11 protein-coding genes and 1 tRNA gene are annotated in these 12,787 nt (G+C 70.6%); 6 read left to right on the top strand and 6 right to left on the bottom strand.

Going from position 1 to position 12,787, the window contains the following annotated elements; all coding sequences use genetic code 11:
• Positions 1-48 precede the first annotated feature (48 nt).
• Together MUY22_RS14105 and MUY22_RS14100 are read left to right on the top strand one after the other, a co-directional pair.
• Positions 49-1,329 carry a hydroxyacid-oxoacid transhydrogenase gene (locus MUY22_RS14105; protein WP_247060109.1) on the top strand — a complete coding sequence of 427 codons (1,281 nt, stop codon included), beginning with the start codon at positions 49-51 and terminating at the stop codon, positions 1,327-1,329.
• Positions 1,323-1,736: a thioesterase family protein gene (locus MUY22_RS14100; RefSeq protein ID WP_247060107.1), complete on the top strand. Its 414-nt coding sequence runs from the start codon at positions 1,323-1,325 to the stop codon at positions 1,734-1,736. Before MUY22_RS14105 ends, MUY22_RS14100 begins: the two co-directional genes overlap by 7 nt.
• Before the next feature lie 239 nt (positions 1,737-1,975).
• Here the strand turns inward: MUY22_RS14100 and MUY22_RS14095 are convergent, their stop codons facing one another.
• From MUY22_RS14095 to lanKC, 4 genes are all read right to left on the bottom strand, one after another.
• Positions 1,976-4,753 carry an ABC transporter ATP-binding protein gene (locus MUY22_RS14095; protein ID WP_247060105.1) on the bottom strand — a complete coding sequence of 926 codons (2,778 nt, stop codon included), beginning with the start codon at positions 4,751-4,753 and terminating at the stop codon, positions 1,976-1,978.
• Positions 4,750-6,417, bottom strand: coding sequence for an ABC transporter ATP-binding protein (locus MUY22_RS14090; protein WP_247060103.1), 1,668 nt, complete (start codon positions 6,415-6,417; stop codon positions 4,750-4,752). The genes MUY22_RS14095 and MUY22_RS14090 overlap by 4 nt, the downstream gene beginning before the upstream one ends.
• Before the next feature lie 128 nt (positions 6,418-6,545).
• Positions 6,546-6,689: a SapB/AmfS family lanthipeptide gene (locus MUY22_RS14085; RefSeq protein WP_155548626.1), complete on the bottom strand. Its 144-nt coding sequence runs from the start codon at positions 6,687-6,689 to the stop codon at positions 6,546-6,548.
• Between the two features lie 37 nt (positions 6,690-6,726).
• Positions 6,727-9,291, bottom strand: coding sequence for a class III lanthionine synthetase LanKC (lanKC, locus tag MUY22_RS14080; RefSeq protein WP_247060101.1), 2,565 nt, complete (start codon positions 9,289-9,291; stop codon positions 6,727-6,729).
• A 444-nt stretch (positions 9,292-9,735) separates the two neighbouring features.
• On the opposite strand from lanKC, the gene MUY22_RS14075 reads away from it, so the two are divergent.
• From MUY22_RS14075 to MUY22_RS14065, 3 genes are all read left to right on the top strand, one after another.
• A complete protein-coding gene (locus tag MUY22_RS14075) occupies positions 9,736-10,101 on the top strand; it encodes a hypothetical protein (RefSeq protein WP_247060099.1) in 366 nt (121 codons plus the stop codon).
• Between the two features lie 22 nt (positions 10,102-10,123).
• Positions 10,124-10,495, top strand: coding sequence for a hypothetical protein (locus tag MUY22_RS14070; RefSeq protein ID WP_247063877.1), 372 nt, complete (start codon positions 10,124-10,126; stop codon positions 10,493-10,495).
• Positions 10,496-10,719: 224 nt separating this feature from the next.
• Positions 10,720-11,424: a trypsin-like serine protease gene (locus MUY22_RS14065; protein WP_371827612.1), complete on the top strand. Its 705-nt coding sequence runs from the start codon at positions 10,720-10,722 to the stop codon at positions 11,422-11,424.
• On the opposite strand, the gene MUY22_RS14060 is transcribed toward MUY22_RS14065, so the two are convergent.
• Complete coding sequence (locus tag MUY22_RS14060; RefSeq protein WP_247060097.1) at positions 11,421-11,909, bottom strand: histidine phosphatase family protein; 489 nt, start codon at positions 11,907-11,909, stop codon at positions 11,421-11,423. The two genes, MUY22_RS14065 and MUY22_RS14060, sit on opposite strands and share 4 nt — an antisense overlap.
• A gap of 144 nt (positions 11,910-12,053) precedes the next feature.
• A tRNA-Lys gene (locus MUY22_RS14055) sits at positions 12,054-12,126 on the bottom strand.
• Positions 12,127-12,234: 108 nt separating this feature from the next.
• Between MUY22_RS14055 and MUY22_RS14050 the strand changes: the two genes are divergently transcribed.
• A complete protein-coding gene (locus MUY22_RS14050; RefSeq protein ID WP_247060095.1) occupies positions 12,235-12,780 on the top strand; it encodes an AAA family ATPase in 546 nt (181 codons plus the stop codon).
• Positions 12,781-12,787: the final 7 nt, after the last annotated feature.

Here is a 12,787-nt window from a genome sequence, read left to right as displayed (position 1 = left end):
GTCCGCTTTGACCGACTGGATCCGATCAAGGGAGCGAGGACCCCAGCCTTGGCCGCGACCGAACATGAAACCGTTTTTACTTATGGCGCACCGGCATTGAAGTACGGCACCGGTGCCAGCGACGAGATCGGCTACGACCTGACGCAGTACGGCGCCCGCCGGGTCCTGGTCGTGACCGACCCGCAGGTCGCCGCCACCGGCTGGCCGCGACGCATCGCCGACGGCATCACCGGTTACGGCATCGAGACCGAGATCTTCGACGGCGTACACGTCGAACCCACCGATGTCAGCATGCAGAAGGCGGTTGACTTCGCCCGCGGAACCGGTCCGTACGACGCCTTCGTGGCCGTCGGCGGCGGCTCCTCGATCGACACCGCGAAGGCCGCGAACCTGCTGACCAGCAACGACGGCGACCTGATGGACTACGTCAACGCGCCGGTCGGCGGCGGCCGCGCGCCCGACCGCCCGTTGAAGCCGCTCGTCGCCGTGCCGACGACCACCGGCACCGGTTCGGAGAGCACCACCGTCTGCGTCCTGGACGTGCTGTCCCTGCGCGTCAAGAGCGGGATCAGCCACCTGCGGCTGCGCCCCACCCTCGCCGTCGTCGACCCGCGGCTCACCGTCAGCCAGCCCGCCGGCGTGACCGCCGCGAGTGGCATGGACATCCTGTGCCACGCCGCGGAGAGCTACACCGCCAAGCCGTACACCGAGTTCGACCGCAAGCGCCCGGAGCAACGCGTGCCGTACTGCGGCGCGAACCCGCTGGCCGACATGTTCGCCGAGCAGTCGCTGCGGCTGCTGTCGTGGGCCCTGCCCGCCGCGGTGCGCGACGGCTCCGACCTCAAGGCACGCGAAGCCATGGCACTGGCCGCGACGTTCGCGGGCCTCGGGTTCGGCAACGCCGGCGTGCACATCCCGCACGCGAACGCGTACCCGATCGCCGGGCAGGTCAGGGATTTCCACCCGGACGGCTACCCGGGTGACGAACCCATGGTGCCGCACGGGATGGCCGTCTCGCTGACCGCGCCCGCCGCGTTCCGCTTCACCTTCGACGCGGCGCCGGACCGCCACCGGCAGGTCGCCCGCCTGCTGGCGCCCGATTTCGAGTGGTCCGGCGACGCCGCCGGCCACCTGCCCGCGGTGCTGATCGACCTGATGCGGAAGATCGGCATCCCGGACGGCATCGGTGCCGTCGGCTACACGGAGTCCGATGTGGACTCACTGGTCGAGGGAACCCTGAAGCAGCAGCGGTTGCTGGCCACCGCACCCCGCGAGGCGTCCGAGGAGGACCTCGCCGACATCCTGCGCGACTCGGTGTCCCTGTGGTGAACGGCTACCCACACTGGCAGACGATTCCGTTGCGCTGGAAGGACAACGACGTCTACGGGCACGTCAACAACGTGGTGCACTACTCGCTGATGGACACGGTGATCAACACGTGGCTGATCGAGCAGGGTGGTCTCGACATCGAGACCGGGGAGGTGATCGGGCTGTGCGTCGAGTCGCACTGCGGGTATCACTCATCGGTGTCCTTTCCTGGTTCGCTGCGGGTCGGTTTGCGCGTGGCACACCTGGGGAAGTCGAGCGTGCGCTACGAGATCGGGATGTACGCCGCGGATGAATCACTGGTCGCGGAAGGCCACTTCGTGCACGTGTTCGTGGACCGCGAGTCCCGCCGGCCGGTTCCGGTGTCCGGCAAGCTGCGTGGAGCGTTGGAAGCACTGCAACCCGAATGACGTGCCCCGCCGGCTGATCACCTCCCTCCTGGCGGTGCGGTAGTCCGAGTCGCGTTCCTTCCGTGCTTCCGATCATGCACGACAGCGCCGACACAAGTCGGCGATCGGCGCGAGTTATCCACATGTGGTGACAAGACGGCGAAGTTATCCACAGATTCGCGGCGACGGGTTCCGCGGCGCTTCGACGGCGGTAACGTGGACGGCATTGAAATGTCCACTGTGGACGAGCAAGCAGGTGTTCAGCCGGTCCGGGCGGTACGCGGAACCGGCGACGGCCGCCACGGCGTTTCGGAGCTGGCGGTTGCTTCGGAAGGTGCGCTCGCGGCAGCTGTCGCGCTTCCACCGGCGAGTTCTCCGGCGGATGTCGCGGCACCACCCACGGCGGTAGTGGCAGTCGTGGCACCACGGGCAGGGCCATCCGCAGCAGCTGGGGCGGCACCACCGACCGGGCCATCCATGGCAACTGGCGCGGCACCATCGGCGAGGTCACCGGTGAAAGCAGCGGCAGTCGCGGAACTACTGCCCGAACCACGGGCGGAAGCGGCAACCGCGCCGCCACCGGCGGCAGCCGGCGCAGCACCAACGGCGAGGTCACCCGTGAAAGCACCGGCAGTCGCGGAACTACTGCCCGAACCACGGGCGGAAGCGGCAATCGCGCTGCCACGGTCGCGGCCACCTGCGGCGGCTGGCGCGACACCACTGGCGAGGTCACCGGTGAAAGCAGCGGCAGTCGCAGGGCTACCGGCCGAACCACAGGTGGAAGCGGCAACCGCACTGCCACCTGCGGCAGCTGGCGCGACACCACTGGCAAAGCCATCCGCGCCAGCAGCGGCAGTCGCAGGGCTACCGGCCGAACCACAGGTGGAAGCGGCAACCGCACTGCCACCTGCGGCAGCTGGCGCGACACCACTAGCGAAGCCATCCGCGCCAGCAGCGGCAGTCGCAGGGCTACCGGCCGAACCACAGGTGGAAGCGGCAACCGCACTGCCACCTGCGGCAGCTGGCGCGACACCACTGGCGAAGCCATCCGCGACAGCAGCGGCAGTCGCAGGGCTACCGGCCGAACCACAGGTGGAAGCGGCAACCGCACTGCCACCTGCGGCAGCTGATGCGGTACCACTGGCTGAACCGCCAGCAATAGCTGGCGCGACACCACCGGCGAAGCCACCCGCGCCAGCAGCCGTCGCGACACCACCGGCAGAACCGGCGGCGGTCGCGGCAGCACCGGCCGGACCACCCGCAGCTGCAACCGCGGGTTCCGTGCCGGTGACCCGAACCGCCGCGGACCCAGCGCCTCCGGTGGCCGCTCCCCCGGCCACCGGCGTCGCCCAGGCCTGCATCAGCTCCGCGTAGCGCGGCGACCTGGCCAGCAGGTCGGCGTGCTTGCCCACCGCGGTCTCGCGGCCGTCCATGACCAGGACACGGTTCGCGCGCAGCGCGGACGACAACCGGTGCGCGATCACCACCAGCACACCACCCCGCGCGGCGAAGGCCCGCTCCGCGCGGGCTTCCGACACCGGGTCGAGATGGGAGGTTGCTTCATCGAGGATCACGAACCGCGCCGAACCGGCGTACACCCTGGCCAGCGCGAGCAACTGCGCTTCGCCCGCGGAGATGCCTTCGCCACCGTGGCCGATCTCGGCGTCGAGACCGCCCAGTCGCTTCAGCAGCGTGCCCGCGCCCACCGCGGTCGCGGCGGCGGCGAGTGCGTCGTCGGCGGCTGACGGTGCGAACAGGGCGATGTTGTCGCGGACCGTTCCCGCGAAGACGTACGCCTCCTGCGGGATCAGCGCGACGAGCTCGTGGCGCAGCGCCCTGGGCACGTCCCGGACCGGGACGCCACCGAGCAAGACTCGGCCTTCCTGCGGCGTGAGCATGCCGGTCAGCAAGCCGGCCAGTGTCGACTTGCCGATCCCGCTCGGGCCGACGACGGCGAGGTGCTCCCCCGACCGCAGCCCCAGGTCAAGCCCGCGGACCACGGGTTCGGCCGTCGCGCCCCAGCCGAACGTCAGGGCGCGGACGCGGACCTCGATGCTGCGTGGGGTCGCCGTGCCGTCCGGACGTTCCGGCAGCTCGGCCGTCTCCGCGAGCCGGCGGAGTGCGACCAGCAGGCGGAGCACGACGGTGCCGGCCGTGGCCGCCAGGCCGCGCAGGGCCGGCTGCATCGTCGTGGCCAGGTAGACGAGCGCGCCCAAGGCCGCGCCCGCGGTCAGCTCGCCGGTGGCCACCAGACCCGGGGCCAACCACAGGGCTAGCAGCAGCGGCGCGAACCCGCCGAGCGAGATCACCAGTGACCGGAGGGCACTGGACCGCGCCACCCTTGTCGCGGCCGTGGCTTGGGCGTCGACCGCGTTGTACATCGCCAGCGCGGCGATCGGCTCGGCACCGCAGGCGACGACGTCGCGCATCCCGGCCAGGGATGCGCCGGCCGTCGCGGCCGTGTGCTCGTCGGCCAGGGCCAGCGCGCGCTGACGACGAGCCAACGAAGGGAGGAGACAACCGAACACGACCAGGGAGGCGATCACCGGCACCGCGACCGGGAGCACCAGCGCACCGGCGACGGTCACCAGACCGGCGAGCGCCGAGGCCGTCGTCACCAGCATGGCCCGGGCCTGCACCAACAGGCCCGCGGTCGCGTCGCGGACCACCTCGACGTGCTGGGTGATCCGGGCGACGCCGCTCGAGTCGGGCTGGTTGCGCGACGGGGACTCGTCGTGCAGCACGCCCCGCACGACGGCCGTCACGAGCGCGTCGCGCAGGGGTTCGACGACCTTGCCGAGCTGGTGCCAGACCATCCGCGAGCCGAACGCGCCCAGCACCGCGGCCAGGCCGAACAGCGCCAGCCAGCCGAGCCCGGTGCGCGGGTCGCCGACGGCGAAGCCGCGGTCCACGGACAGCTCGACCAACCGACCCGAAAAGAAAGCAGGGAGCCCTTCGAGCACCGAACACACGAGCAGCACGACGCCGCCACGCCACTGCCCGGTGAGCGCGGACCAGTACAACCGGCGCAGGCTCACTCGTCGTCCTCCGTGAAGACGCCGCGGTACCCCGGCTCCTGCCAAAGGGCCGCGTGCGGGGCGACCGCGCGGACCCGGCCCTCCTCCAGCCAGACCACGAGGTCGGCGCGGGCGGCGGTGCCGGCCCGGTGGGTCACGACGACGCGCGTCCGACCAGGCAGCGCGCTCGCGAGCGCGCGCTCGACCGCGGCCTCGGTGACGGTGTCGAGGCTGGCCGTCGCGTCGTCGAAGATCAGCACGCGCGGCTGGTGCACGATGGCCCGGGCCAGCCCGAGGCGCTGGGCTTCGCCGCCCGACAACGGCGTCTCGGCCAGCGGGGTGCGGTAGCCGTCGGGCAAGCGGACGACGACCTCGTCGACCTGCGCGGTCTGGCAGGCGTCGCGGATCGCGGCCTCGCCGGCCCACGTGCCGTAGCCGACGGCGTCGGCGACCGTCGCGCCGAGCAGCGCGGGGCGTTCGAACGCGTAGCCGATCACCGCGCGCAGCTCCTCGCGGCGGACACGGGCGAGCGGACGTCCGTCGAGCAGGACCTGGCCCTCGTCGGGCGTGACCAGCCCGCCGAGCACGCCGGCGAGCACGGACTTCCCCGCGCCCGACCGGCCGACGACGGCGAGGCACGTCCCGCCGGCGATGGTCAGGTCGACCTCGGCCAAGGCGCCCGTGACGCCGACGTGACGGAGGTCCAGGGTGCCGTCGCCGGGCAGCAGCGGGAGCTTGCCGTGCGCGGGTTCCGGCTCGTCGAGGACTTCGGCGAGCCGTTCGGCGCAGCCGCGCGCCCGCGACAGCATCGTGAGCAGCGGGATCTGGGTGACCAGGCCGAGGGCGAGCGCGACGTAGCCGAGCACCGCGACGACGTCGCCGACGCTGAGCCGGCCGGCGAGCACGCCGAACCCGGCGGCGGCCAGCACGGCCAGCTCGACCGCCGGCGTGAGCAGCCCGGCGCGCCAGACCATGCGGGCCTGCGTGCGCCAGATACCCATCCCGGCCAGGGTCAGCTTCGGCAGCGGGCGCAGCACGCGTTCGGCTTCGCGGTCGGCGGTGCCGGACGCGGCGATCGTGCGCAGGCCGACGACGGCGTCGACCATCCGGGCCGCGAGCTCGCCGGAAACCTGTTGGTAGGCAAGGACATCGTCGGCGGTGTGCTTGAGATGACTGCGAGCGAGCAGCAACGCGAACGGGATGCTGCCGAGGAACACGAGCGCGAGCCGCCAGTCCAGGAACGCGAGCAAAACCACCGCGCCGGACGAGATGACCAGCATCGAGCCGCACTGGACGACGATCGTGACGATGCCGCCGGCGCCGACGCAGTCGCCGGTGAGCCTGCTGATCGCGTCGCCCTCGGCGAACTTCGACCGCGTGCCGAGCGCGAAGAGCTTGTCCGACAGCGTGCGGCGCAGCCACGCGGACGCGGTCGCCGTCACGCGGGTGGTCAGGATCCCGCCGACGACGTCCGCGGCGATTTCCGCGCCGCCGACGAGCAGCAGCCACGAGACTTCAGGCCAGCTGGGACGGCCCGCGACGACGGCGTCCACCGCGGCCGCGAGCGCACTGGGCAGGAGCAGCCCGGCCGCGGTGGCGACCAGGGCCGTGACGACGATGGCGGCGAGTCTCGGTCGATCGAGGCCGGCCACCCGGGCCAGCAGCCGATCGGCGGAGCCGCGCATCTCACTCCTTCGGACGAGGTTCCGCGAAGGCGGAACCGGGGCCACAATGAACGTGCGGGAGCGGCGCACTTGGCCTGTGCCGCTCCCGCACTGTTCACCTAGGCACTACTTGCGTGCGATCCGCCAGGTCAGTGGCAGGTCAGCAGCGAGAGCGTGCTGTTGGTGCAGGAGGCCAGCAGGCTCAGGTTCGACGGCGCGCCGCCGCCGCCACCGTGACCACCGTTGAGCACCTCGGGGGTCTCCAGGGCCTGCAGCTCCAGAACGAGTTCCATGGTGTTCCTTTCGATTGTTCTTCGATTCCGCCGGTCCTCAGCGACCGGAGGTGTGGGGGGACGGCGTGCTGCCCAGGAAGGGCAGCACCTCCTTGCCGTCCAGGAGGCCGGCGAGCGAGAGGAGGATCCCCGCGCCGCCGGTGGTGACGTCCATCGACAACCGCAGCAGCTGGTTGCCGGGGAAGGCAAGCCCGCCGCGGAACGGCACCGCGTACCAGGCCAGCCGGGCCAGGTGCAGGTCGATCGCGTCGCGAACGCGTTGCTCGGGTTCGGCGCCCATGCCGAGCGCGACCGCGAGCCCGGACCGGCCGTAGAGCAGGCCGGGGTGGATGACGAACTCGCCGCGGCACGACTGGCGCAGCTCGGGCAGGCTCTCGCAGGCGTCGGCTTCGGGCCGGTGCCGCGCCAGCTGCTCGGCGACCATCAGGATGCCCGCGCTGCCGATGCCGGCGTACGGGAGCGTGCGCGTCGCGCCGTCCCGGACCTGCAGTGACGCGTCGTCGGCGAGCACGCATTCTTCGAGGTCACGGCTGAGCGCCTGGTCCGCGAACGCCAGCCAGGCGGGCTCGCCGGTGCGCTCGAACAGCCGGATGAACAGCAGCGCCGGCCCGGACCAGCCGGACAGCAGGCCCGCACGGGCGAACTTCCCGGGCGGCGCCGCGGTTTCGAGCGCCTCGGCCAGCCGGACGGCGGTGGTGAGCGCTTGCCGGCCGAACTCGTTGTCCTGCCGGGCCGCGGCGAAATGCAGCAGGGTCAGCCCGATGCCGGCCAGCCCGCCCTCGAGCGCGTGGTCGGTGGTCTGCTCGACGAGCCGCGCCGACGACGCCAGCAGCCGGCTCGCCTCGTCGTGGTGCCCGAGGTTCTCCAGCACGTAGGCGATGCCGTAGCTGCCGTCGTAGAACCCGGGCCGGGTCGGCGGGTCGCGGCGGACCGACTCGATCAGCCAGTGCTCGTGCTCGGGGAACCGTCCGACGCCGGTGACGTCGAGGGCGTGCAGCACGCCCGCGGCGCCGACGCCGAAGCAGGCGCCGCCGACCCGGAACTGCTCGATGTCGCCGGGGAAGAGCCGGTCCTGGCGCTGCGGTGTCGCGCTCGCGAGGATCGCCTCGGCGATCTGCTTGCGGACCAGCGGCCAGTCGGGTTTCTCCTGGTCGAGCTCGGTGTGGACCGGTGCCGGCTCCGTGGATTTCGCACGCGGAGCCAGCACCGCGACTGCGGCGTCGGCGTAGCCCTCGGGCAGGCCGAACCGGCGTTCGACGAAGTCGGCGATGCCGCGCAGCTTCGCCGGCGCCAGCTCCAGCAGCGCGGACAGCGGCAGGAAGAGCCACAGCCGCAGCGCCGCGAGAGCGTGCTCGTCGATTTCGAAGCCGACCCGGTCGGCCGGCGCGCGGAAGCCCGGCGCGCCGAGCGCGGGCCGTTCGCCGGACTCGACGTCGGCGGCCATCTCGAAGTCGATCAGCGAGACGCGGCTCTCGTCGTCTTCGTCGATCAGGATGTTCAGCGCGTGCAGGTCACCGAAGACGAAGCCGCGGGCGTGGATCGCCTCGACCGTCTCCTCGACCTTCGCCAGCACGGCCAGCGCGCGTTCGGCGTAGGCGGTGAGGTCGGCTTCGGTGGTGTCGCGCCTGGTCAGCGGGTAGTTGCGGGCCAGCCAGTTGCCGAGCGACGTGCCGGGCATGTACTCCATGGCGAGGTAGTGGTGCTCCCAGACGGTGAACTGTTCGATGGTGCGGGGCACCCCGGGGATGCCGGTGAGCTTGTCGAGCACGTCGTGCTCGCGCCGCAGCCGTTCGACGGCGTCGATCTGGGCCCGGTCCAGCCCGGCGTGGGGCCGCGCCTCCTTGAGGACGACCTGGTCGCCGCCCGCTTTCGGGTCCGCCAGGTAGACGCCGCCGCCGTTTGAGAAGTGCAGGGAACTCGTCACCTGGTACGGGAACTGCGACGGGTCGCCGGCCTTGCGCGCCGTGATGCTGCTCTGCAGGCAGGCCGGAATCTTCACCCAGTCGGGGACCGAGAACGTGGGTTCCCGTTTGTCCGGCACGAGCCTGCCGTCCGGCTTGCGGATCGCCAGGACGCGGTTGCCGTCGTGTTCGACCCACTGCTCGGCGAATCCACCGTAGCGGACGTACAGCGGGCCCGCACCGTAACGCAGGTCGCTCAGGATATAGGCCCCGTGCTCGCCTTCGAGGCGCACCGAAAGATCGTCGAGCACCCGCTTGAGCTCGTCTTCATTCGCGGGATAAATCGTGATCAGTTTCCCGCTGCCGTCGCGGGGCGCGTATTTCGAGTTCCGGGCGAGCAGGATCAACGGGGAGCGCAAGTGCTTGTAGGCGACCCGGTACTCCAGACAGTACTCGTGCACCCGCAGGAGCACCCGCCGAGCGTTCCCCAGGCCGGCCGAGACGTGGATTTTCCAGCCCTGACCGGGAAGTTCCCGGCCTTCGGGGTGCAGGACCCGCCACACGCCGCGCTGGGCCTCGATCCAACCGGCGTCCGGTGCGGGCAGGGCCGTGGCGTACTCGTCGACCGACGCACCGATTTCCTGTTGTTCGTCGTAGAACAACGGATCGGCGAAGCAAAATGCTTCGTAGCGCAGGTCCATCGAGATTGCCCCTCTGTGCGTTCCCCGGTGCGGCGTGGCCCGGGACGAGGAATATTCCCCCATGCCGAGCGGTCCCGCGCCAATCCGCCAACCCGGGGGTTCAACTGGGCTATCCGAGGTAGGCAAAAGCGACACTTACCAGGCAGTAGCTGAACACTGCGTGATTTCCACCAGGCAACCAACCACCCTGTCGGGGTGTAACACGAAGGTTTTTCGTCATTCCCGCAGGTCCGAACAAGAGCCCGCCGGAATAAACCGCCGAATTGGCAGAATGCCATCAAGGACACCTGGTGATCAATTTTCCCGGTATCGCGAGGTCAGGTCGGTTGTCCGGTCCACTGTGGATCACCCGGACGTGGCCCGCGCCACGCCCGCGGCCCTCGCTCGGCGGGCCGGCCGGTACCCCGGAGTAAGTTGACGCCCGCGGACCGGAAGGAGGAACTGGTGATCTTCGGATTCGCCGTGACGGTGGCCGTGGCCGCCACGCTCGTCGCGCTCTGGAGCTTCGTCCAGTCGGCCCGCAACCGGGAGCCGGACAACGCGCTCCTGATCGCGCTCGCGGTCATCGAGGTGCTGCTGGTCGTCCAGCTGGTGATCGGGATCGTGCTGCTCGCCGGCGGTGAGCGCCCCGGCAGCCTGGCGACGTTCCTCGCCTACCTGATCGGCTGCCTGGTCGTGCTGCCCGCCGGCGCCGCCTGGGCACTGGCCGAGCGGAGCCGGTCGAGCACGGTCGTGCTCGGCATCGCCTGCCTGGCCATCCCGGTGATGGTGCTGCGACTGAACGAGGTGTGGAGTGGAGCAACAGCGTAGGACGGCCACCGGCCCCGGACGGGTGCTCGTCGCCGTGTACGCGATCTTCGCGCTGGCGGCGACGTCGCGTGCGGGCGTCCAGATCAGCACGAAGTTCCACGAAGCGCCGCTCGCGTACATCCTCTCGGCGTTCGCCGCGGTCGTCTACATCGTCGCGACGATCGCACTGGCCCGCCGCGGCGACGGCTGGTGGCGCGTGGCCCTGACGGCCTGCTCGATCGAGCTGCTGGGCGTCCTGACCATCGGCACGCTGAGCATCGTCGACGCGGCCGCGTTCCGGCACCCGACCGTCTGGTCGGTCTACGGCGAGGGTTACCTCTTCATCCCGCTGGTCCTGCCGGTCATCGGCCTGTACTGGCTGCGCAAGACGGCCCCGACGCGCGTCACGGCCTGACGACGCGGTCGAGCAGCACGCCGGCCGTCGACGCGTCCGACCCGGGATCCCCGCCCTCGGGGTTGAGCACGGGAACAATAGGTAGCCCTCCTCCCGGAAATAATTGAGGGTTCGCCGGACGACTTTCGTCGGTTCCGGAAATTACCCGAACAATCGGACAATCCTCACGTTCGGTCCCCACCGGCCTTTTCCGTGCGGGTCTTCCGCACCCATGAGGAGTGAGCGTGAAAGTACGCTTCGGCAAATTGGTCCTGCTCGCCGCCAGTACGGCATTGGCGGTGGTCGGTCTCGCCGGCCCCGCGACGGCCCAGACGTCGATCATCGGCGGCAGCAACGCGTCGAGCGGCCCCTGGGCGGCGCGGCTGTTCGTGAACGGACAGCAGAACTGCACCGCGACGATCATCGCGCCGCAGTACATCCTGACGGCGAAGCACTGCGTCAGCAGCGCCGGCACGTACACGTTCCGGATCGGCAGCCTGGACCAGTCCAGCGGCGGCACGACGGCCACCGGCTCGACGATCACCCGCTACAACGGCGTCGCCGACCTGGCGATCGTCCGCCTGACGACGTCGGTGAGCGCGACGTACTCGCCGCTCGGCAACGTCGGCGACGTCTCGGTCGGCCAGAACGTCTCGGTCTACGGCTGGGGCGCGACGAGCCAGTGCGGCTCCGAGATCAACTGCCAGTCGCGGTACCTGAAGGTCGCGACGGTCCGGGTGAACTCCATCGGCTGCAGCGACTACACGGGCGGCGTGGCGGTGTGCGCCAACCGCGTCAACGGCATCACCGCGGGCGGCGATTCGGGCGGCCCGATGTTCGCCTCGGGCCGCCAGGTCGGCGTCGCCTCGACCAGTGACAGGTCGAACAACACGGCGTACACGAACATCACGCGTTACCGCAGCTGGATTTCCCAGGTGGCCGGAGTTTAGTTTCCCGGCAAATCCCGCGGCCGGAAGAATGCGGTCAGCTGGGCCCGGTCGAGCCGGGCCCAGCTTTCCGTGACTTCGAATACCGCGACGGCACCGGTCGGGAACGCGTCGATCGCAGTTCTTCCGGCAAGCTGGAAAGTCACTTCGCTGACACTGGGCTCGTGCCCGACGATGGCGAGCCTGGTGACGTCGTCGGGTGTTCGACGCGCGATCTCCAGGTAGTCACCGCCGTAGAGCGCATCGTCGTACTCGACCGGCGGCTGCTGTTCGAACTCCCCGGAGACGAGCTGCCAGGTCTCCCGCGCCCGGCGGGCGGTGGAGCAGCGGACACGCTCGGGCAGGTAGCCGTGTTCCTTCAGCCAGCGCCCGGCCTTGGGAGCGTCCTTGAGCCCGCGCGGCCCGAGAGGACGTTCGTGGTCGTCGACACCTTCCGGCCAAGCCGACTTGGCGTGCCGAAGGACGAGAAGCAACCGGGTCTGATCCACGTCACGACCTTCCCACAGGCACCGGCCGCACTCGACGGCTCGCGTGGAGACAGTCGGCCACCGATCGGTTCCGGTCCACGCGCGAAGCCTCCCACGCAACCGTGCCCGCCGGCGACGTGATAGCCGCCGAGCAGGGAACTCGAGTGGGCCGCCTGGGGCTCGAACCCAGAACCTACGGATTAAAAGTCCGCAGCTCTACCAATTGAGCTAACGGCCCGTGCTACCAGCTTAGCCGGGGCCCGCTCAGCCGCCCTCCGCGGGTGGATCAGGCCGCCTGGAAGGTCAAGACTGGTCTTGGCCGGCGGTGGTGCTCATGATGGCGTCCATGCCTGACGACGCCGGTTCGCTGCTGATCCTCACGGGCCCGCCCGGGGCCGGGAAGTCCACCGTTGCCCAGATGGTCGCCTCGGAGGCTGCGCGGGCGACCGTCCATCTGCACACCGACAGCTTCTACGTCTGGATCCGGACCGGGTTCGTGCCGCCGTACCTGCCCGAAGCCGCGCGGCAGAACGAGATCGTGCTCGGCGTGCTCGCCGACGCCGCCTGTGGCTACGCCCGTGGGGGTTATGACGTCGTCCTCGATGGCATCGTCGGGCCGTGGGCACTTCAGCCGTTCCGCGACGCCGTCGAGCGGGACGGTCTGGACCTGTTCTACGTCGTGCTACGACCGAGTCTGGAAGTGACCCTCGCGCGCGGGACCGCTCGTGAAGGACGGGAGCTCACCGAGGTCGAGCCCATCAAGGGGATGCACGGCGCGTTCGCCGCGCTGGGTGAGCTCGAGCGGTTCGTGCTGGACACCTCCGAGCAGAGCGTCGAGGAGACCGCGTCCGCCGTGCGGCACCGGGGCCGCACGGCGGACTTCGCGCTCTGAAGCTCCC

Source organism: Amycolatopsis sp. WQ 127309 (assembly GCF_023023025.1).
Taxonomy (GTDB): domain Bacteria; phylum Actinomycetota; class Actinomycetes; order Mycobacteriales; family Pseudonocardiaceae; genus Amycolatopsis.
The sequence above is the reverse complement of the archived record's forward strand: the minus strand, read 5'-3'. Positions and strand labels throughout refer to the sequence as shown.